General features: G+C 62.5%; 20 protein-coding genes and 2 pseudogenes. 17 read left to right on the top strand and 5 right to left on the bottom strand.

The annotated features are described in order from the left end of the window. Window positions 1-170 precede the first annotated feature (170 nt). The 15 genes and pseudogenes from RPG13_RS25000 to RPG13_RS34990 all read left to right on the top strand — a co-directional run. On the top strand, window positions 171-1,343 hold the full coding sequence (locus RPG13_RS25000) for an MFS transporter (protein ID WP_337127051.1): 1,173 nt from the start codon (window positions 171-173) through the stop codon (window positions 1,341-1,343). A 267-nt stretch (window positions 1,344-1,610) separates the two neighbouring features. After that, window positions 1,611-2,582, top strand: coding sequence for a squalene cyclase (locus tag RPG13_RS24995; RefSeq protein ID WP_127205348.1), 972 nt, complete (start codon window positions 1,611-1,613; stop codon window positions 2,580-2,582). A 314-nt stretch (window positions 2,583-2,896) separates the two neighbouring features. Then, window positions 2,897-3,220 carry an ArsR/SmtB family transcription factor gene (locus RPG13_RS24990; RefSeq protein WP_128243215.1) on the top strand — a complete coding sequence of 108 codons (324 nt, stop codon included), beginning with the start codon at window positions 2,897-2,899 and terminating at the stop codon, window positions 3,218-3,220. After that, window positions 3,217-3,627 carry an SRPBCC family protein gene (locus tag RPG13_RS24985; RefSeq protein ID WP_095482932.1) on the top strand — a complete coding sequence of 137 codons (411 nt, stop codon included), beginning with the start codon at window positions 3,217-3,219 and terminating at the stop codon, window positions 3,625-3,627. Before RPG13_RS24990 ends, RPG13_RS24985 begins: the two co-directional genes overlap by 4 nt. A 128-nt stretch (window positions 3,628-3,755) precedes the next feature. Beyond that, window positions 3,756-3,971 (top strand): hypothetical protein, encoded by a 216-nt coding sequence (locus tag RPG13_RS24980; RefSeq protein ID WP_095482931.1) that lies wholly within the window; start codon window positions 3,756-3,758, stop codon window positions 3,969-3,971. 237 nt (window positions 3,972-4,208) lie between these two features. After that, on the top strand, window positions 4,209-5,237 hold the full coding sequence (locus tag RPG13_RS24975) for a LacI family DNA-binding transcriptional regulator (RefSeq protein WP_126105826.1): 1,029 nt from the start codon (window positions 4,209-4,211) through the stop codon (window positions 5,235-5,237). A gap of 298 nt (window positions 5,238-5,535) precedes the next feature. Further along, window positions 5,536-6,660: a sugar ABC transporter substrate-binding protein gene (locus RPG13_RS24970; RefSeq protein WP_095482929.1), complete on the top strand. Its 1,125-nt coding sequence runs from the start codon at window positions 5,536-5,538 to the stop codon at window positions 6,658-6,660. 71 nt (window positions 6,661-6,731) lie between these two features. Then, window positions 6,732-8,300 carry a sugar ABC transporter ATP-binding protein gene (locus RPG13_RS24965; RefSeq protein ID WP_337126259.1) on the top strand — a complete coding sequence of 523 codons (1,569 nt, stop codon included), beginning with the start codon at window positions 6,732-6,734 and terminating at the stop codon, window positions 8,298-8,300. Beyond that, a complete protein-coding gene (locus RPG13_RS24960; RefSeq protein WP_127293490.1) occupies window positions 8,297-9,277 on the top strand; it encodes an ABC transporter permease in 981 nt (326 codons plus the stop codon). Before RPG13_RS24965 ends, RPG13_RS24960 begins: the two co-directional genes overlap by 4 nt. Continuing rightward, window positions 9,274-10,260: an ABC transporter permease gene (locus RPG13_RS24955; RefSeq protein WP_337126258.1), complete on the top strand. Its 987-nt coding sequence runs from the start codon at window positions 9,274-9,276 to the stop codon at window positions 10,258-10,260. The genes RPG13_RS24960 and RPG13_RS24955 overlap by 4 nt, the downstream gene beginning before the upstream one ends. A 7-nt stretch (window positions 10,261-10,267) precedes the next feature. Then, window positions 10,268-10,816, top strand: coding sequence for a gluconokinase (locus tag RPG13_RS24950; RefSeq protein WP_442921353.1), 549 nt, complete (start codon window positions 10,268-10,270; stop codon window positions 10,814-10,816). Window positions 10,817-11,090: 274 nt separating this feature from the next. After that, window positions 11,091-11,432: an ArsR/SmtB family transcription factor gene (locus RPG13_RS24945; RefSeq protein ID WP_095482948.1), complete on the top strand. Its 342-nt coding sequence runs from the start codon at window positions 11,091-11,093 to the stop codon at window positions 11,430-11,432. Beyond that, window positions 11,429-12,355, top strand: coding sequence for an SRPBCC family protein (locus RPG13_RS24940; protein ID WP_127205344.1), 927 nt, complete (start codon window positions 11,429-11,431; stop codon window positions 12,353-12,355). The genes RPG13_RS24945 and RPG13_RS24940 overlap by 4 nt, the downstream gene beginning before the upstream one ends. 222 nt (window positions 12,356-12,577) lie before the next feature. Then, a pseudogene (locus RPG13_RS24935) lies at window positions 12,578-13,125 on the top strand (dihydrofolate reductase family protein). Between the two features lie 104 nt (window positions 13,126-13,229). After that, a pseudogene (locus RPG13_RS34990) lies at window positions 13,230-13,392 on the top strand (IS5/IS1182 family transposase); the annotation flags it as partial. A 47-nt stretch (window positions 13,393-13,439) separates the two neighbouring features. Here RPG13_RS34990 and RPG13_RS24925 read toward each other — a convergent pair. Further along, on the bottom strand, window positions 13,440-13,889 hold the full coding sequence (locus RPG13_RS24925; RefSeq protein ID WP_006202816.1) for an RrF2 family transcriptional regulator: 450 nt from the start codon (window positions 13,887-13,889) through the stop codon (window positions 13,440-13,442). Between the two features lie 251 nt (window positions 13,890-14,140). Further along, window positions 14,141-15,127: a sulfate ABC transporter substrate-binding protein gene (locus RPG13_RS24920; protein ID WP_127205342.1), complete on the bottom strand. Its 987-nt coding sequence runs from the start codon at window positions 15,125-15,127 to the stop codon at window positions 14,141-14,143. A gap of 271 nt (window positions 15,128-15,398) precedes the next feature. On the opposite strand from RPG13_RS24920, the gene RPG13_RS24915 reads away from it, so the two are divergent. Both RPG13_RS24915 and RPG13_RS24910 read left to right on the top strand, forming a co-directional pair. Continuing rightward, on the top strand, window positions 15,399-15,680 hold the full coding sequence (locus RPG13_RS24915) for a type II toxin-antitoxin system TacA family antitoxin (RefSeq protein ID WP_127205341.1): 282 nt from the start codon (window positions 15,399-15,401) through the stop codon (window positions 15,678-15,680). After that, the gene (locus tag RPG13_RS24910; RefSeq protein ID WP_095482921.1) at window positions 15,680-16,156 is read left to right on the top strand and encodes a GNAT family N-acetyltransferase; all 477 of its coding nucleotides are present in this window, start codon (window positions 15,680-15,682) and stop codon (window positions 16,154-16,156) included. The genes RPG13_RS24915 and RPG13_RS24910 overlap by 1 nt, the downstream gene beginning before the upstream one ends. Window positions 16,157-16,223: 67 nt before the next feature. Here RPG13_RS24910 and RPG13_RS24905 read toward each other — a convergent pair whose 3' ends face one another. From RPG13_RS24905 to cysT, 3 genes are all read right to left on the bottom strand, one after another. Further along, a complete protein-coding gene (locus tag RPG13_RS24905; protein ID WP_126105834.1) occupies window positions 16,224-17,264 on the bottom strand; it encodes a sulfate/molybdate ABC transporter ATP-binding protein in 1,041 nt (346 codons plus the stop codon). A gap of 68 nt (window positions 17,265-17,332) precedes the next feature. After that, on the bottom strand, window positions 17,333-18,217 hold the full coding sequence (cysW, locus tag RPG13_RS24900; RefSeq protein ID WP_127205340.1) for a sulfate ABC transporter permease subunit CysW: 885 nt from the start codon (window positions 18,215-18,217) through the stop codon (window positions 17,333-17,335). Beyond that, window positions 18,210-19,061, bottom strand: coding sequence for a sulfate ABC transporter permease subunit CysT (gene cysT, locus RPG13_RS24895; protein WP_095482918.1), 852 nt, complete (start codon window positions 19,059-19,061; stop codon window positions 18,210-18,212). Before cysT ends, cysW begins: the two co-directional genes overlap by 8 nt. Window positions 19,062-19,091 lie beyond the last annotated feature (30 nt).

Below are 19,091 nucleotides of genomic sequence, written 5' to 3'. Positions count from 1 at the left end.
TTAAATCCCTGGAGCCACGGATTGCGTGATGTGGCGCTGCACGGCGCCACGAATGTGCCGATAGTGGTGTTGAACCGGTCGATTTTGCAGAACCGCGGACAGGAAACGCCTTGATCACAACCGTCTCTAGCCAGGCAAGCAGCCCCGGCATCGACAGCGCCTATGCCTGGATGCGGCTCGGCATCTCGATGCTGCTGTCGACGATCGGCGGTGTCGGCATGTGGGCGGTGGTCGTGGTCCTGCCCGCCATGCAGGCGGAATTCGGCGTCGATCGCGCCGCCGCGTCGATGCCCTATACCGCGACCATGGTCGGCTTCGCCGTCGGCAATGTTGCGATCGGTCGCGCCATCGACCGCATGTGCTACTGGATACCGGCGCTCATTGCCTCGGTGGCGCTCGGTGCCGGTTTCCTGCTGGCGTCGCTGACCACCTCGGTGCTGCAGTTCACCCTTGTCCAGGGGCTTTTGATCGGCGTCGGCACCTCGGCGATCTTCGGGCCGTTGATCGCCGACATCTCGCACTGGTTCAACCGCCGACGCGGCGTCGCGGTGTCGGCTGCCGCTGCCGGCAGCTATCTCGCCGGTGCGATCTGGCCGATGGTGATGCCCTATATCATGCAGAGCGAAGGCTGGCGTTTCACCTATGCCGCGATCGGCGTCTTCTGCCTCGCGACCATGGTGCCGCTGATCCTGCTGCTCAGGCGCGGCGCACCACGCGCCGCCATTTCCGGTTCACCCGGCAGCCGGTCCGTCCAGCCGATATCGCTGTCGCCGGCAGCCCTGCAGGTGCTGCTCGTCGTCGCCGGCCTTAGCTGCTGCGTGGCGATGTCGATGCCTCAGGTCCATATCGTCGCCTATTGCATGGACCTCGGCTATGGCGTTGCGCGGGGCGCCGACATGCTCTCGATCATGATGGCGGCGGGCGTCGTCAGCCGGCTGGCGTCCGGCTTCCTTGCCGATCGCATCGGCGGCGTGAAAACCCTGCTGATCGGCTCGGTGCTGCAAGCCTTGTCGCTGTTGCTCTACATCCCCTTCGACGGGCTCGCCTCGCTTTACGTCGTCTCGCTGGTCTTCGGCCTGTCGCAAGGCGGAATCGTGCCTTGCTATGCCATCATCGTGCGGGAATACATGCCGGCCCGAGAGGCCGGCCAGCGCGTAGGCATCGTCATCATGGCGACGATCTTCGGCATGGCGATCGGCGGCTGGATGTCGGGCTGGATTTACGATCTGACCGGTTCCTATGCCGCCGCGTTCCTCAACGGCATTGCCTGGAACCTGCTGAACATAGTGGCCATGGTGCTGCTGTTGTGGAAGGCGCGGCGCAGCGCCGCCGCGATGGCCTGAAGCGGAGAACGGACCCGAGACTTGCCGCGCCTGGCGAAGGCAGAGCCGGCGAGCAAGGCATACAAAAAAACCCGCCTCAAGGACGGGTTGCTGGCGCAAATCAGCACCATGCCCAAATATCTAGCATATCTGCCGTCATTTAGCAACGGATCGCGAGTTTGGGTTGGTGTCTCAGTTCGAATTTCGCCCACCATTGCAGACGTCGGCTGTGCCTACTAGCGATGCACGCTGTAATGTTGATTTTAAGTTGGCAACTGGACGGCTCAGATGACTGCCGCAGGCGATGTGATTGCTTGGCTTCTCGATTCCGACCCAGCGATCCGCTGGCAGGTGATGCGCGACCTCCTCGATACTCCGGTACCGGAGTGGGCGGCTGAACGGGCCAAGATCGAAACCATTGGCTGGGGAGCCAAGCTTCTGGCTTGCCAAGATGAGGACGGGCAATGGGCGGCAGGCTCTTTTGTCCCGCGCGGTTTCAAACCTCAAGACTGGGAAAAGTTCGGCCAGCCTTGGACGGCAACAACCTTCTCGCTCTCGCAGCTTCGCGAGTTTGGTTTCGACCCATCGTCGGATCGTGCGAAGCGGATCGTCGAGCTGGTTGGCCTCAACTCGCGCTGGGATGAGGGTGGCCAGCCCTATTGGGAGGGGGAAGTTGAAGAGTGCATCAACGGGCGAACTGTTGCTGATGGTGCATATTTTGGAGCCGATATTTCATCCATTGTTGTTCGGCTGCTTGGCGAGCGTCTCGATGACGGCGGTTGGAATTGCGAGAGGGCCAATGGTTCGATCCGCTCGTCGTTCCACACCACGATCAATGTGCTGGAAGGGCTGTTGGAGTATGAGAAGGCGACCGGCGGCACATCCGAATCCAGAGAAGCTCGCCAATCTGGAGAGTCGTTCCTTTTGGAGCGTAGCCTCTTCCGACGTCTAAGCTCGGGAAACCCTGCGGACGATCAGTTTCTGTGTCTCCATCACCCCAACCGCTGGCATTACGACATACTGCGTGCGCTGGACTATTTCCGTTCCGCGTCCATGCTTACTGGTGCCGAACCTGATCCGCCGCTTGCCGACGCCATCGCCCGCCTCCGCTCCAAGTGCCTGGCAGATGGCACTTGGCCCCTCGACTGGACTCCTAAAGGGCAGGTATGGTTCGAGGTCGACGCCGGCCCGGGCAAGCCGTCCAAGTGGGTGACCCTCCGTGCAATGCGGGTGCTCAAATGGTGGAAGCAGCGCGCATAAAATCGTTCAGTGGAGGACTGCCGTCCACTCAACGGCGAGGTAGAACGCTCGGAGACTGTACGGAGGCCAGATGCTTTGGCCGGCTTGGGTTGCGCCATCGACCTTCATGGAGCTTCCCAAACCTGCCGTTCCCGCTACGACCTGATGCTACCCCGAGTGGAAGCTTGCTGATTAATCGATAGCAGTCCGCAATCGGTGGTAGCAAGACATGGCCGGCGGCTCCTGTGACGCTGCTGCCGGTCCACGTTCCTGCTTGACTTACACATATCTCGTCGGTTATTGGTTCATCAATAGCCAATGAGTTATCGATCGCGATGCCGCAGCCCCACGAAATCCTTTTCAGAACGCTTGCCGATCCGACGCGACGGGCCATCTTCGAGCGGCTGTGTCGCGATGGAGACCAGACGGTCGTGGCCCTGACGGCTCGGGCCGGGGTCTCGCAACCGGCCGTGTCAAAGCATCTTGGGGTGCTGAAGCAGGCCGGGCTGGTGCGCGACCGCCACGAAGGCCGCAACACGCACTATAGCGCGGAGCTCAGCGCCTTGGCCCCGCTGATCGACTGGACAAACCAAATGACCGGGTTCTGGAAAAGCCGGTTCGACGACCTCGAGGATCTGCTCAAAAGGATGGACCAATGACCAATACTGCGACCGAAACGCGCTCCGTCGTTGTCGAACGGGAGGTCGCTTTTCCGCCGGAAAAGATTTGGCGCGCGCTCACGCAATCGCACCTGATCGAGGAGTGGCTGATGAAGAACGATTTCAAGCCAGATGAGGGTCACCGTTTCAATCTTAGCGCGGACTGGGGGGCGGTCGACTGTCAGGTCCAGGCAGTCGAGCCCAACAAGTCGCTGTCCTACAGCTGGGATACCAAGGATCTCAAAAGTGTCGTCACGTGGACGCTCACCCCTACGAGCACAGGGACCCATCTGCGCATGGAGCAGATGGGTTTCCGGCCGGATCAGCAACAGTACTACCAGGGCGCAAAATACGGCTGGCAGCGGTTCTTTGCGAACCTGGAGCAGGTCCTGGCGCGGATAGAGTGAGGCGCGCCGGCACCAACAGGCATCTGCGAAGAACGCAATGGCCAACGAGACGTCCATCAAATCAAACAAGGTTGCAAGGCCAAGCGGGTCGCCCGATCCGCTTCGGCTCGTCTTCAGGGGAGGTCCTCATGAACTGGATTCGGCAATTCCACCGCTGGCTGTCGATCATTTTTACGGCGGTCGTCGCCGCCATCTTCATCACGTTGGGCGTAGGTGTGGAGCCCGCCTACTGGGTATACCTGATGCCGCTGATCCCGCTCGCCTTGCTCATGCTCAGCGGTCTGTACTTGTTCGCGTTGCCCTATGCCGACAGGTGGCGCAGCAGCAGACGACGCACGGCATAGAGGCGATGGACGAGAAGACACCTGCAAATCCACCCACAGCCGAAATTCAAACTGAGACCTACGCGAGTTCGATCAGCAGTCCTGGCCCGTTCGCTTGACAATGGGGTAAGGCTGCGCGACGCCAGGCGGCAGCCATAATCTCTGGCAAGCATGGGTTGGCATGGCGACAGTGGCAAAGACGCTGAATAGCATTTCGCGGCCGCGCTTCGGCGAAGGTGCGACGTTCGGGGCAAGGCTGTGACCAAACCGCGCTCGCGCCGCGGCGGCGGCCGTCCGACCATCGCCGACGTCGCGCGCAAGGCCGGTGTCGGCGCCATCACTGTATCGCGCGCCCTGCGTGAGCCGGAGCGTGTCTCGGAAGATTTGCGCCGCCAGATCCAGGCGGCCGTCGATGAGCTCGGCTATTTGCCCGACCCGAATGCGCGAGCGCTGGCTTCGGCGCGCGCCGAAGTCTTTGGCGTGCTGGTGCCGTCGCTCACCAACAGCGTCTTTGCCGAAGTGCTGCGCGGCATCTATGACAGCCTGTCCGACAGCTCCTACCGCATCCAGCTCGGCAACACCCATTATTCCGGCCTCGAGGAGGAACGGCTGCTGCAGGTTTTCGGCCCGCAGCGCCCCGCGGCGCTGATCGTGGCGGGCATCGACCAGACGCCAATTTCGCGAAGACTGCTCGAGACGGCGGGCTGCCCGGTGGTGCAGGTCATGGAGACCGGCCCTGATCCGGTCGACATGATGGTCGGCTTCTCGCATTTCGACGGCGGCAAGGCGGCGACGGAGCACATGATCGAAATGGGCTATCGCCGCATCGGCTTCATCGGCGCGCGCATGGACCCGCGCTCGCAGCGGCGTCTGGCCGGCTATCGCGCGGCGATGGAGGCGGCCGGTTTGTTCGACGCGCGGCTGGTCACCACCACGCCGGTGCCGTCCAGCGTGACGCTCGGGCGCGAACTGTTTCGCGACGCGTTGGCCAAGGTGCCGACGCTCGACGCGGTTTTCTGCAACAATGACGATATCGCGCTCGGCGTGCTGTTCGAGTGCCATCGCGCCTCGATCGCGGTGCCGAAGACGATCGGCATCACAGGCTTCAACGATCTCGACATGATGGAAGTGGCTTTTCCATCGGTCACCAGCATCCGGACGCCTCGCTACGAGATCGGCCGGCGGTCGGTCGCCATGGCGCTCGCGGCGATTGCAGGCAAACGGCCGCAAGAGCCGGTCGTCGACCTCGGCTTCGAGCTCAAGCGCCGCGAGAGCACGGCCCGCTGAAAGCACTTTGCAAGGCATCGCGAAATGCTACTTTACACTACGTCATGGTAGCGCTACCATCCATGCTTGGGTAAAACTCGCGGCAAGGGCCAAAGTCTGTTTATTATATATAAGCGACAGCTCAACTTGTTTATTATATATAATATGATAGTTTTTACTTCGGTTGCCGAGCGGCAAGGGAGGAGATCGGGTCGGCATTCGGCCACCTGAAAAAGCGCGACGGGCAAGGCGGGAGGTGCCGGGCCAAACGCGCGAGACGCGTAAGAACAATCAGAAACTGCAACTGGGAGGAATATCGATGATCAAGTCACTCGTTGGTGGCATCGTTGCCGCCACTGCATTCGTCATGCTGAGCTCGTCGGCGCTCGCCGAACCCGAAATCGTCACGGGCCCGTCCGCCGAGCCGGACTGCTTTGCGCCATGGGCCGCCGATACGCAGTTCTTCAAATTTCCTAAAAAGGAAGGCCCATACCGCATTGCGCTCGCCAATGGCTACATCGCCAACACCTGGCGCATCCAGATGGTGCAGACGGCGAAGGCCTATGCGGCGCAGCCGGAGGTCGCCGCCAAACTGAAAGAATTCAAAGTCGTCTCGACCGGCGAAGACGTGCCGGCGCAGATTTCGGCGATCAACAACTTCATCGATTCCGGCTATGACGCGATCGTCGTCAACGCGCAGAATCCGACGGCTTTCGGACCGGTTATCAAGCGCGCCAAGGAAGCCGGCGTCGTGCTGGTCGCTTTCGACAATATTCTCGACACCAAGGACGCCATCAACGTCAATGTCGACCAGAAAGGCCTTGGCGAGTTGTGGGCCAACTGGCTGATCAAGCATATTCCCAATGGTGGCAAGATCCTCGAGGTGCGCGGCGTTGCCGGCACGTCGGTCGACACCGACCGCCACAATGGCATCCACGAGGTCCTCGATGCTTCAGGCAAGAAGTGGGAGGTCACCGAAGTCGTCGGCAAATGGGATGATGGCGTGGCGCAAAAGGCCTCGGCCGACGCGATCGCCACTAACGGTCCCTTCGACGGCGTCACCGGGCAGGGCGGCGACACCGGCATCGTCCAGGCGATGATGGATGCCAAGCATCCGTTCGTGCCGTTCGGCGGCGAAACGGAGAATGGCTTCCGCAAATTCTGCGCCAAGTTTGCCGCAGACGGGCTGAAATGCTCGTCGGCCGGAACCGGGCCCGCCCAGGTGGCGGTCGCCATCAAGACGGCGATCGCAGCGCTCGAAGGCCAGGTCATCCCGCAAGCGGTGAAGCTGCCGCTGGCGATCGTCGAGGATCCGAACTTCAAGGAAGGCCAAGACTATTTCCCCGACCAGTCCGACAATTTCTTCGTCGGAAATTCCTTCCCGACCTGCGGCATCAATTTCACCGCGCAGGAAATCATGGGCCAGAGCAAGGAAAACCAATAGAGTGATCGCTCGGCGCCTCGGGATAATCCCGCGGCGCCGGTCCCGAAAAACAAGCGCCTTGGGAGGGGCCGATGGACGGTGCGGTTCCGCTCTTCCGCATGGAGGGCATATCCAAGCGCTATGGCGGTGTGCGGGCGCTGGAAAAGGCCAAGCTTTCGGTCACGTCGGGCAGCATCCACGCCATCCTCGGCGAAAACGGCGCCGGCAAATCGACGCTGATCAAGGTCATGGCCGGCGTCGTCGCGCCTGACGATGGCCGCATGATGCTGGACGGAAGCGAGGTGACCTTCGCGTCGCCGGCCGCTGCCAACCAGGCCGGCATCGTCTGCATCTTCCAGGAACTGTCGCTCGTCCCCGAACTCAGCGTCGCCGATAACATCGTTATTTCCGATCCGCCCAAGCGCTTCGGCATGATCGACCGCAAGGCGCAGCGCCGCATCGCGGAGGAGGCGCTGGCGCGCGCGGGCGCCGCCGACATCCACCCGCTGGCGTTGGTCAAGGACCTTCCTCTTTCAAGAAGGCAGATAGTCGAGATCGCCAAAGCACTTGCCAGGAAGCCTCGCATCCTGATCCTCGACGAGGCTACCTCGGCGCTCACCGCGGCCGACGTCGCCAAGATATTCGGCGTCTTGAAGCGGCTGCGCTCGGAAGGGCTGGCGCTGCTCTACATCTCGCATCGGATGAACGAGATCGCCGAGCTGGCCGACCAGTGCACGGTGTTCCGCAACGGCCGCAATGTCGCCAGCTACGCTGCAGGCACGAAGAGCGACAACGAAGTCGTCGAGCTGATGATCGGCCGCGAATACAGCCACATCTTCCCACCAAAACCGGTGCGCGCGCCGGCCACCGCCGCTCCGGTGCTGGAGGCGCGAAAACTGTCCTGGACCGACCGGTTGGACAATATCTCGCTGTCGGTCGGGGCAGGCGAGGTCGTCGGTCTCGGCGGTCTCGACGGCCAGGGTCAGCGCGAATTGCTGCTCGCCTTCTTCGGCGTGCTTCGCGGCCTCAGCGGCCAGATATTGATCGATGGCAGACCGGCGACCATCGCCAGCCCGGCCGCGGCGCGCGATGACCGGATCGGCATGGCGCTGATCCCGGAGGATCGCAAGACGGAAGGCCTGATGCTGCCGATGACGGTACGCGAAAACCTCTCCTTCGCAGCGCTCGACCGGCTTTCCAGGGCGGGCATCATCGACCGTGCCGCCGAGCAGCGGCTAATCGACGACATGGTCGCTCTGCTGGCGATCAAGACGGCAGGCCTCGATATTCCAGTCGGCGCGCTGTCCGGCGGCAACCAGCAGAAGGTCGTCATCGCCAAATGGCTGATGCGGCAGCCGCGCATCATCCTGCTCAACGACCCGACGCGGGGCATCGATGTCGGCACCAAGCAGGAGCTCTATCAGCTGATGCGCAAGCTCGCCGACCAAGGTGCGGCGATCCTGTTTTACTCCACCGACTATGACGAGCTGATCGGCTGCTGCGACCGGGTGCTGGTGCTCTATGACGGGGCGGTCAAGCGCGAGCTGGTCGGCGCCGAGATCACCGAGCGGGCGCTGATCGCCAGCGCACTCAACATCCACGGCGAAGAGATGGCTGTCAGAGGCATGGCGAAGACGCCAGCCCGAGGAGCGGACGAGTGAAGGACTGGCGCTACTGGCTTGCCGAACAACGCGGAACGCTGCTGGCGTTCGGCATCTTCATCGTGATGTTTACGATCTACACCTCGAACCATCCGGCGGGCTTTACCGCCAATGTCGTGCAGACGGCCTCGAACAAGGGCGTGCTGCTCGCCTTCGTCGCCATGGCGCAGACGCTGGTGGTGATCACAGCCGGTATCGACCTTTCCGTCGGCATGATCTTTCTGCTGACCAACTGCCTGGCCTCATGGCTGGTCATCGGCACCGGCATCGAGACCGCCTTCGGCGTCGTCGCGGTGCTCGGCACAGGGCTGCTGTGCGGGGCGATCAACGGCGCCATCGTCATCTACGGACGGCTGCAGCCGATCGTCACCACCATCGCCACCGGTGCGGTCTATTTCGGCATCGCGCTGCTGCTGAGACCCTTCCCGGGCGGTTCGGTCAACGAGGATCTCGCCGACGCGCTGACCGGGCGGCTGTTCGGTGTGGTGCCGGCGAGCCTGGTGGTGCTGCTGGCCGTTGTGCTCGTGGTCTGGGTGCCGTTCAGCCGCTCGGTGCTTGGCCGCGCGGCCTACGCGGCCGGATCTTCGGAGATGGCGGCCTACATGTCCGGCGTGCCGATCCGCCGCGGAAAATTCGCCGCCTATGCGCTGGCCGGCCTGCTGGCCGCGATCGGCGGGCTGTTCCTGACCTTCTTCACCTATACGGGCGAGGCGGCCTATGCCAGCGGCAATGCCTACACGCTGTTCTCGATCGCCGCCGTGGTGCTTGGCGGCGTCTCGCTGTTCGGCGGCAAGGGCAGTGCCATCGGCGCCATTTTTGGGGCACTCGCCTTCCGCACCATCGGCGACCTGCTCTTCGTCTTCGATTTCGATCCGCTGTGGCAGCCGCTGTTCCAGGGCGTCATCCTGCTGATCGCGGTCAGCCTCGGCGCCTTCGCCCTGTTCAGGGTCCGCAACCGCCTGGAGTGGTTCCTGTGAGCGAAACGATAACAGGCGGCATCGCCGGCCGCATGCCGAAATTCATCCGCCGCGCCGATCCGGCGGTGCTGACCGCCTTTGCCTGCATCGTGCTGCTGCTGTTCGTGGGCAGTCTTTATTCGCGCAGCTTCCTGTCGCCGGACTATCTGCTGCAGCAGCTCAAGGTCGCCTCGTTTCTCGGCGTCATAGCCACCGGCATGATGCTGGTCATCCTGCTCGGCCAGATCGACCTGTCGGTGCCGTGGTCGGTGGCGGCAGGCGCGATGATGGCCTGTGCGGCGGCCGCCTACGGTCCGGTCGGCGTGGCGCTGGCCATCCCGTTCGGCATTCTCTGCGGTGTCGCGATCGGCATCGTCAACGGCATCGGTGTCGCTTATCTGCGCATTCCCTCGATGATCATCACGCTCGCCACCAACGCCGTCGCGCAAGGGCTGATGGTGGTCTATACGGGCGGCTTCTCGCCGCAGGATTCGGCGACCCGGGCGATGCGCTATCTGGCGACCGGCTTTGCCATTCCCGGCGTGCCCAACGCCGTCATCATCTGGGCGCTGATCGGTGCTGCGATGGTCTTCGTGCTGACCCGCACCGGCTTCGGCCGCACGGTCTACGGCATCGGCAACCGCGAGCGCGCCGCCTACCTCTCCGGCATCGACACGCGGCGCGTGGTGCTGATCGCCTTCGCCGCGTCCGGCGGCCTCTCGGCCTTCGGCGGCGTGCTTCTGGCCGGCTACGCCTCCAAGGCGGCACAGTCGATGGGCGATGCCTATCTTCTGCCGTCGATAGCAGCGGTCGTGCTTGGCGGCACCTCGATCCTCGGCGGCCGCGGCTCCTATCTCGGCACCGTCGCCGGCGTCATCCTGATCACGCTTTTGCAATCCATCCTTTCGGTCATGCAGATGCCTGAGGCGGGGCGGCAGATCATCTACGGCGTCGTCATCGTCGCCATGCTCCTGCTTTACGGCCGCGCGCCGGCCAGCCGCTGACCGCATCGTGGACGAAAAGGCAGCACAATTGCAGAGGGATCCCGTCCGGTCCGCACCGGCCGTCGTGGTGATGGGCGTTGCCGGCTGTGGCAAGTCGGCCGTCGGCGAAGCGCTGGCCGCAGCGTTGGGCGCCATCTTCGTCGAGGGCGACAGGCTGCATCCGCCGGAAAACGTCGCGCGGATGGCAAGCGGTGAGCCGCTGACCGACGCATTGCGTGAAGGCTGGCTCGACGCGATCGGCCGGCGCATTGCGGGATCGGTCGGCGATGGGCAAGGTGTCGTCGCCGCCTGCTCGGCGCTGAAGCGCAGCTACCGCGAGCGCCTGCGTGGCTTTTGCCAGGATATCGTTTTCCTCTATCTGGAAATCGATCCAGCGACCGCCAAGCAGCGCGTCGGCTCCCGCCAGGGCCATTTCATGCCGGCAAGCCTGGTCGACAGCCAGTTCGCCACGCTTGAAGCGCCGGCAGCCGACGAGAACGCAGTGACGCTCGATGCGACGCGCCCGATCGCCGACATTGTCGCCGACGCCGTGAGCCTGTTCGATGCGAATTCATGAGCCGGCTCGCCGGCGCGGCTCTCGCTTTCAGGGTGCCAGTCCGTGAACCCATAAAACGCGAACGGCTGAGATTGGTGGGAAGCGGACTGGCGGCTTCAGGAATTTGTCTTCGATTGCAGGCATCGGCCTGCGCTCGCATCGCTGCGAGCAACTTCTCAGCGGAATCGGCAATGGAAGCCGCCTACTCCGAGAACTCGGCGCGTTGGGAAAAAAACTTAGCGACTTGACGAAGTTTTCGCTTGCGCCACCGGAAAAGTGGGCGATAGTTAGCGACATGGCTAAGCATTATCCCGATCTATCGCTGCTCTTCCACGCTCTGGCCGATCCGACCCGTCGGTCGATCCTGACTCGACTCGCCGAAAGGCCTGCGCGGGTGACGGATTTGGCTGGTCCGACGGGACTGCGTCTGCCCACGGTGATGCGGCACCTTTCTGTGCTGGAGGAGGCTGGGTTGATCTCCACCTCCAAGGACGGGCGGATACGCACCTGCGCCATCGTGCCCGAGGCTCTGGACCCAGCGCGGACATGGCTCGATGAACAGCGGGCCATCTGGGAAGCTCGGCTCGACCGGTTGGACGCATTTGTGATGAATGTGATGAAGGAGCGCGCAGAATGACACAGAACCTCGCTACAAACAGTGCGACCCATGCGGTGCCTGATGAAAGGAAGGGCCGCTTTGCGACGCTCACCTTCGAACGGGACGTGGGCGCGCCACTGGCCGTACTATGGGAGGCATGGACGGCTCCGGCCGCGCGGGCGATCTGGGCTGCGCCATCGCCCTCGGTCACCGTGGAGTTCTTGGAGGTCGATACCAGGGTGGGTGGACGCGAGGTCTCGCTCTGCAAGATAGAGGGCCATTCGGACATCCGCTGCGAGTGCGGCTGGCTGGCGTTGCAGCCGGCGCTGTGCAGCGTGAACTACGAGGTGGTCTCGTCCGAAGGCGTGACGCAATCAGCAGCGCTGGTGACAGCCGATTTCGAAGGTGCGGACGAGCGCAGCCGGTTGGTCGTGACGGTGCAGCTTTCCTCGCTGGCGGAGGACATGGAGGCAGGCTATCGGGAAGGCTTCGGCGCGGGACTAGACAACCTCGCGGGCGCGGCTGAACGGGCCATGGTACTGCAGCGGGTGATTCAGGCGCCGCGGTCCATCGTGTGGGGCGCGTGGATGAACCCTGAAACGCTGCCGCAATGGTGGGGGCCGGAAGGCTTCTCCTGTCGAACGAAGAGGATCGACTTGCGAACGGGCGGCGAATGGGTATTCGACATGATCGCGCGTGACGGCACGGTCTTCCCGAACCACCATCTCTATAACGAGGTCCGGCCCGAGGAGAGGATCGGCTATACGCTGCATTGGGGCGAAAACGGGCCGAAACATGCCGACGCCTGGGCCTCGTTCGAGGATCAGGACGGGGCGACGAAGGTAACGCTGGGCATGGTATTCAGCACGGCTGCCGAGTTCCAGGAGGCGAAGGGCTTCGGTGCCGTGGAGCTGGGACTGCAAACTCTGGGCAAACTGGAACGCTTCGTCGCATGCCGCTGAGGTGCTGCGACTCGCCCCGAATTAGGCTTGTGGACGAGGTCCTCATCCGTGTCGCGCCCGTCCTCATCGGCGACGGCATCCGCCTCTTCAGTCAGAAGGCATGGAGCCGGTCAGGCTGGAGAAGACCGAGATCTCGGAAGCGGGGCAAATCACCAACATGCGCTTCCGATTCGCGGGATAGGGCCGAGAATTCACAAAGGGATACACGAAGAGGAGGGTTCTATGAGAAAACTGATCATATGGGACATGGTGACCGTCGACGGCTTCTTCGAAGGTCCGGACAGGGACATCAGCTGGTTCGTCTTCGAAGAAGAACTTGAGAACTACATTCGTGAGACCCAGGAAAAGGCCGACACGCTGATCTTCGGTCGTGTGACCTACGAGCTCATGGCAGCCTATTGGCCGTCCGAGCAAGGCTGGATCGCGGATTTCATGAACAAGATCGAGAAGGTGGTCTTCTCGCGCACGCTGAAAAGCGCCGCCTGGAACAACACGAAGCTCTTCAACGGCAATGTCGCGGAAGAAGTCTCCAAGCTGAAGACCAGGGACGGCGGAGACATCTTCGTGTTCGGCAGCGCCGACCTCACGGCGACCCTGATGGAGCACGGCCTGATCGACGAGTATCACCTCGGGATCAACCCCGTCATTCTCGGGAGAGGCACGCCGCTCTTCAAGGGCGGCCCGAACCGGACACCCCTGAAGCATCTGGAGACGAGGACGCTCAAGTCAGGTGTTGTATCCTCCATTACGCGCCGGAGAGCAGACAATGACGATCGATCCGCTCTTTCCCGTCAACTAGGCTTTGCCGAAATGGGAGGGCCTGGGGAAGCGGCGCGCTCCAGACGATCGCCGGCCAAGGGGCGCAGCCGCCGTCGACCGCTTCGTGCGATGGCGGAAGGCAGGCGTGCGGGGCCGACTGATGGAGTGTATCACGGCTGCGCACGACGGCGAGATCCAGATGATCGACAGAACCTTCCGTTCGCGCCCACCAGCAGGCTGTGACAGCAAAAAAGGAGGTCCAGATCATTGTCTCGGTCAATGCGGCTTTGGCTCCGCGCTTATGAGTCTACGGCCTAAATTTAGATTAGATCTGCGACGTCAGTTCGACCGGAAAATCGTCATTGTCGGCATCGCGCATGGCGGCGAGGCTGCGATTGTCCAGCACCTCGGCGATCGCCTGGCGCACCTCCAGCATCATGTGCCTGACCTGGCAGGTCGCCTCGTCGCAATCCTCGCAACGCTGGTACTGCGTGCGGCTGGCGCAAGGGATCGGCGCCAGCGGCCCGTCGAGGACACGCACGACATGGCCGATCTTGATCTCGGAGGCCGGCCGCGCGAGGCGATAGCCGCCCTCCTTGCCCTTGCGGCTCTGGACGAAGCCGGCATTGCGTAACTCGCCCAGAATGGCATCCAGGAATTTCTTCGGGATGTTGTTGGCGACCGCAATGTCATTGACGAATGCGAGCTGGCCGACCGGCAGGCCGGACAGATGCACGAGGGCCTTGAGGCCGTATTTGCCTTTTTTGGTCAGCATGCCCGAGTCAACCCATGAAGCCCCAACCACCCGCGTCTGGCGGCTGTTTGTGTGCAAATCATGACGGTTGAGCCTTGCGATGCCGTTCGCGCAGACAAGCCGCCTGCTGACACATTGCGCGCAAACGCGTTGATTCTTCGTAACGTTTTTGGATGGCAGGCGCCCGGAAAGCGGGAAATCACCTTTCCGGAGCGAAAAACGAAGAAAGCCGGCAAAAGCCGACTTTCGTTTCAGTTCGAAGATCGCTTGCTTCAGCGACTGCCGTAGGTCTGGTCGAGCAATCCGCCCGCGGCGAAATGCTCGGCCTGGACCTTGGCCCAGCCGCCGAAGACATCTTCCACCGTCAGCAGGCGGACATCGGGAAACTCAGCCGTGTATTTGGCCGCGACCGCCGCGTCGCGGGCCCGCAGGCCGTTGCGGGCGGCGATGTCCTGGCCCTCCGGCGTATAGAGGAAGTCGAGATAGGTCTTGGCGAGATCGCGTGTGCCGTGCTCGTCGGCGACCGTGTCGACGATCGCCACCGGAAACTCCGCCAACAGGCTGACCGAAGGCGTCACCTGCTCGAACTTGTCCTCGCCATACTCCCTGCTGATGCCGCGGGTTTCCGACTCGAAGGTGATCAGCACGTCGCCGATTTCGCGCTGCACGAAGGTGGTGGTGGCGGCGCGTCCGCCGCTGTCGAAGATCGGCACGTTGTTGAAGAGTTTGGTGACGAATTCCTTCACCTTGGCGTCATCGCCCTTGAAGGCTTCCTTGGCGTAGGCGGTGGCCGCGAGATAGGTGTAGCGCGCATTGCCCGACGTTTTTGGATTGGGGAAGATCACCTGGACGTCGTCGCGCACGAGATCGTTCCAATCCTTGATGTTCTTCGGATTGCCGGCGCGCACCAAAAAGGACGGCAGCGAATAGAAAGGCGAGGCGTTGTCGGGGAAGTCTTTTTGCCAGTCGGCGGAGATAAGACCCTTCGAGACCAGAAAGTCGATGTCGAGGACCTGGTTGAAGGTGACGACATCGGCGCCGAGCCCCTCGGCGATGGCGCGCGCCTGCGCCGACGTCCCGGCATGCGACTGATCGATGGTGACGCCGGGGTGCCCAGCGATGAAGGCCTTGTTGACCTGCGCAAACAATTCGCGGCCGACATCGTAGGACGCGTTCAGCAGTTTGTCGGCCGACCAGGCTTGGGAGGATGCCAGGAACAGACCGGCCAATGTGGCGACGCCAAGCAAAAATCGCTTCATGAAAACGGGCTCCTGAAAATGTCGTTTGTCGAATGCGGCAGAATAATCGGACGATGCCCGAGACGACGAGGCATGCAAGCCGGATCTATGGTGTTGCTGTGAGAAAAAAGATTGCCGAGACAGCCCATTGCTAGGATTTTCTTCCAAGCAGAGTCATTTCGGTGTGTTCCCGCCACACCGCCGGTGCTTTTCCAATCACCTTCCTAATGAGGCAATGAAATAGATACACATTGTGTATGCGGAGTGTTATGGTGGGAAAGAGGAGTCCTCAATGACAAAAACTGCACCTGAAACCCACGCCAAGCCTGTCAATCTGCGCATCCGAGAGGATGTGCGAGTTCTGATTGACCGCGCCGCGAAAATACGCGGTAAAACCCGCTCCGATTTTATGATCGATGCCGCCTACCGCGCGGCCGAGGACACGCTGCTCAATCAAGCGCTGATCAAGGTCGATCCCGAGAGTTACCAACACTATCTCGACATTCTTGACGAGCCACCGAGCGGCGAAGGTTTTGCACGCCTTATGAATGCGCCCAAGCCCTGGCAGGGCTGATGCTGTCGGCGCCCACGCCTCTTGCCGACAACCACGATCTCGAACTATTCCAAAGCGGGACCGAGAGCCTGGATCAATGGCTTCGCCGCAGGGCGCGGGCCAACCAGGTCAGCGGCGCGTCGCGTACTTATGTCGTAACGGAAGGCGTGCGCGTTGTCGGCTACTACTGTCTGTCCTCGGGTGGGCTTGATCTTGCGGAAGCGCCAGGCGCCATTCGCCGCAACATGCCGGATCCCGTCCCTATGGCTGTCCTCGGGCGTCTCGCCGTGGACGCAAGCTGGCAAGGGAAGGGGCTAGGCGCAGCGCTCTTGCAAGATGCCGTTCTGCGCACCGGCCATGCCGCGACGATCCTCGGGATTCGCGGCATTTTTGTTCATGCCATATCGGCTGAAGCGAAAGCTTTCTATGAGCACTACGGCTTTGCGGCTTCCCCAAAAAATCCGATGACCCTGGTGCTCTCGCTAAAGGCGCGTTGAAAGGTAGTCGATGTCGCTCAGCATGAAGAGGCGACCACCATCAGCCGGATTCACCATCGCCTTGCGGCTAAGCGGCCGGAAAAAGCTTCCAGCGCCGCGGCCGGAACGCCACCCGGCTTTTCTGCGCCGCCGGATGGTCGACGGGCAGCTCGATCTCGACCCGCTGACGCTCGCCGCCGATTTCGAGCTCCACGCGTCTGGTGCCGGCGACGCGGCGGCTGGCGGCGACCGTGCCGGCGATGCAGCCATTGCATTCGTCCACCAGCTCGACATCGTGCGGGCGGAAGAACAGCGTCGCTTCGCCTTGCGGCGCCTGTGGCGCGGAGAGGCCGATCGGGCGATCGGCGATCCAGACCTGGCCGTCCTCGACCTTGACGGGAAGCGAGCTCGATTCGCCGATGAAGCCGTAGACGAAGGGCGAATTCGGCGTGTCGTAGATTTCATCGGCGGTGCCGACCTGCTCGATGCGGCCCTGGCTCATCACCACCACGCGGTCGGCAAGCTCCAGCGCTTCTTCCTGGTCATGGGTGACGAAGACCGTGGTGTGGCCGGTGGCGTCGTGGATGTCGCGCAGCCAGCGCCGCAACTCGCGGCGGACCTGGGCATCGAGCGCGCCGAACGGCTCGTCCAGCAAAAGCACAGCCGGTTCGATCGCCATGGCGCGGGCAAGCGCCACGCGCTGGCGCTGGCCGCCCGAAAGCTGCGCCGGATAGCGTTTTTCCAAGCCGGAAAGCTGGACGAGGTCGAGAAGCTCGGAGGCCCGGCGGCGGATTTCCTGCGCGGACGGGCGTGTCGGCCCGTGCCGGACCTTGAGTCCGAAGCCGATATTATCGGCGACCGTCATATGGCGAAACAGCGCATAGTGCTGGAAGACGAAGCCGACATTACGCTCCTGGATCGACTTTTGCGACGCGTCCTCCTCACCGAAGAATATCTTTCCCCTCGTCGGTCGCTCCAGTCCGGCGATCAGCCTGAGCAGCGTCGTCTTGCCGGAGCCGGAAGGCCCGAGCAGCGCGATCAGCTCGCCGGACTTGATGTCGAGCGAAACATCGTGGAGGGCCGGAAACCGCTCAAACTCCTTGCGCACGTTGGCAACGCGAACTTCCATCAACCGTCCCTTTTTTGTCGATGCATGTCGTTATCCCAAAACCGCTATACACTTTTGGGCAACAGGCATTAATGTCCGCGCGTCGCGGCGATCTCGGCGCCGTAGCGCATTTCGAGAAGTGTTTTCAAGACCAGCGTGACGAGCGCCAGGCCCGCGAGTAGCGAAGCGACGGCGAAGGCGGCGGCGGCGTTGTACTCATTGTAGAGGATTTCGACATGCAGCGGCATGGTGTTGGTCAGCCCGCGTATGTGGCCGGACACCACCGACACCGCGCCGAACTCGCCCATGGCGCGGGCATTGCACAACAGCACGCCGTAGAGCAGCCCCCATTTGACGTTGGGCAGCGTCACGTACCAGAAAGCCTGCCAGCCATTGGCGCCGAGCGACAGCGCTGCCTCCTCGTCGCCATTGCCCTGTTCCTGCATCAACGGGATCAGTTCGCGGGCGACAAAGGGGAAGGTGACGAAGATGGTGGCGAGCACGATGCCCGGCACGGCAAACAGGATGACGATGCCATGCGCCTTCAGCCAGGCGCCGAGCAGGCCTTGCGCGCCGAACAAAAGCACATAGACCAAGCCGGAAATGACCGGCGAGACCGAAAACGGCAGGTCGATGAGCGTGGTCAGGAAGGCCTTGCCCTTGAACTCGAATTTGGCGATCGCCCAAGCGGCGGAGATGCCGAAGATGACATTGAGCGGCACCGAGATCGCCGCCACCAGCAGTGTCAGATGGATCGCCGAGCGCGTGTCTGGGTTGGTCAGCGCCTCCGTGTAAGCGCCGAGACCTTTTGCGAAGGCTTCGTTGAAGACGACGATCAGCGGCAAGAGCAGGAAAATGCCGAGGAAGGCAAAGGTCACGATCATCAGCACGGCTTTCGCCGGGCGGCTTTCGGTCACTGCCGCCGACTGGCTTTCGTGGTGCGGTGCGTAGGATTTGATCTCCGGATCAGCCATAGCGCTTGCGGCTCCACGTCTGCACGAGATTGATGACCAGCAGCATCACGAACGACAAAGCGAGCATGATTGCCGCGATCGCGGTCGCCGCCGCATAATTGTATTCCTCCAGCCGGATGACGATCAGCAGCGGCGCGATCTCGGATTTGTAGGGCAGGTTGCCGGCGATGAAGATGACGGAGCCGTACTCGCCGACACCGCGCGCGAAAGCCAGCGCGAAACCGGTGACGATGGCGGGCGCGAGGCCCGGAAGCAGAACCCGGGCGATTGTCTGGAAGCGGTTGGCGCCGAGCGTCGCGGCCACTTCCTCCACCTCCTTGTCGATCTCTTCCATGATCGGCTGGACGGTGCGCACGACAAAAGGCAGGCCGATGAAGATCAGCGCGATGACGATGCCGAGCGGCGTGTAGGCGACCTTGATGCCGAGAGGTGCCAGCAGGCTGCCGAGCCAGCCATTCGGCGCGTAGAGCGTGGTCAGCGCGATGCCTGCGACCGCCGTCGGCAGCGCGAAGGGCAGGTCGACCATTGCATCGACGATGCGGCGGCCAGGAAAGTTGTAGCGCACCAGCACCCAGGCGACGATCGTGCCGAAGACGACATTGACCGCGGCGGCAATGAAAGCGGTGCCAAAACTGATTTCAAGCGCGTTGACGGTGCGGCGATCGGTGGCGATCGCCCAGAAATCGGCCCAGCCGAGCGCGGCCGATCGCCAGATCAGCCCGGAAAGGGGGATGAGGATGATGAGCGTGAGGTAGGCAAGAGAGAAGCCGAGCGTCAATCCGAAACCCGGAATGACGCTCGGCTGTCTGAACCGCCACCCCGCTTTTGCGGGTGCTGTGGTCATGTCGTCCTGATCTAGAGTCTAGCTTGTTAG

The sequence above is a fragment of the Mesorhizobium sp. ISC15 genome (genome assembly GCF_037162615.1).
Taxonomy (GTDB): Bacteria; Pseudomonadota; Alphaproteobacteria; order Rhizobiales; family Rhizobiaceae; genus Mesorhizobium; species Mesorhizobium mediterraneum.
The sequence above is the reverse complement of the archived record's forward strand: the minus strand, read 5'-3'. Positions and strand labels throughout refer to the sequence as shown.

Bases quoted from the DNA above. Each gene is read 5' to 3' on its own strand.
- cysT (WP_095482918.1), bottom strand. From the start codon at position 19,061: ATGACCACAGCACCCGCAAAAGCGGGGTGGCGGTTCAGACAGCCGAGC.
- RPG13_RS24995 (WP_127205348.1), top strand. From the start codon at position 1,611: ATGACTGCCGCAGGCGATGTGATTGCTTGGCTTCTCGATTCCGACCCA.
- RPG13_RS24965 (WP_337126259.1), top strand. From the start codon at position 6,732: ATGGACGGTGCGGTTCCGCTCTTCCGCATGGAGGGCATATCCAAGCGC.
- RPG13_RS24905 (WP_126105834.1), bottom strand. From the start codon at position 17,264: ATGGAAGTTCGCGTTGCCAACGTGCGCAAGGAGTTTGAGCGGTTTCCG.
- RPG13_RS25000 (WP_337127051.1), top strand. From the start codon at position 171: ATGCGGCTCGGCATCTCGATGCTGCTGTCGACGATCGGCGGTGTCGGC.
- RPG13_RS24910 (WP_095482921.1), top strand. From the start codon at position 15,680: ATGCTGTCGGCGCCCACGCCTCTTGCCGACAACCACGATCTCGAACTA.
- RPG13_RS24985 (WP_095482932.1), top strand. From the start codon at position 3,217: ATGACCAATACTGCGACCGAAACGCGCTCCGTCGTTGTCGAACGGGAG.
- RPG13_RS24940 (WP_127205344.1), top strand. From the start codon at position 11,429: ATGACACAGAACCTCGCTACAAACAGTGCGACCCATGCGGTGCCTGAT.
- RPG13_RS24990 (WP_128243215.1), top strand. From the start codon at position 2,897: ATGCCGCAGCCCCACGAAATCCTTTTCAGAACGCTTGCCGATCCGACG.
- RPG13_RS24945 (WP_095482948.1), top strand. From the start codon at position 11,091: ATGGCTAAGCATTATCCCGATCTATCGCTGCTCTTCCACGCTCTGGCC.
- RPG13_RS24920 (WP_127205342.1), bottom strand. From the start codon at position 15,127: ATGAAGCGATTTTTGCTTGGCGTCGCCACATTGGCCGGTCTGTTCCTG.
- RPG13_RS24970 (WP_095482929.1), top strand. From the start codon at position 5,536: ATGATCAAGTCACTCGTTGGTGGCATCGTTGCCGCCACTGCATTCGTC.
- RPG13_RS24915 (WP_127205341.1), top strand. From the start codon at position 15,399: ATGACAAAAACTGCACCTGAAACCCACGCCAAGCCTGTCAATCTGCGC.
- cysW (WP_127205340.1), bottom strand. From the start codon at position 18,217: ATGGCTGATCCGGAGATCAAATCCTACGCACCGCACCACGAAAGCCAG.
- RPG13_RS24980 (WP_095482931.1), top strand. From the start codon at position 3,756: ATGAACTGGATTCGGCAATTCCACCGCTGGCTGTCGATCATTTTTACG.
- RPG13_RS24925 (WP_006202816.1), bottom strand. From the start codon at position 13,889: ATGCTGACCAAAAAAGGCAAATACGGCCTCAAGGCCCTCGTGCATCTG.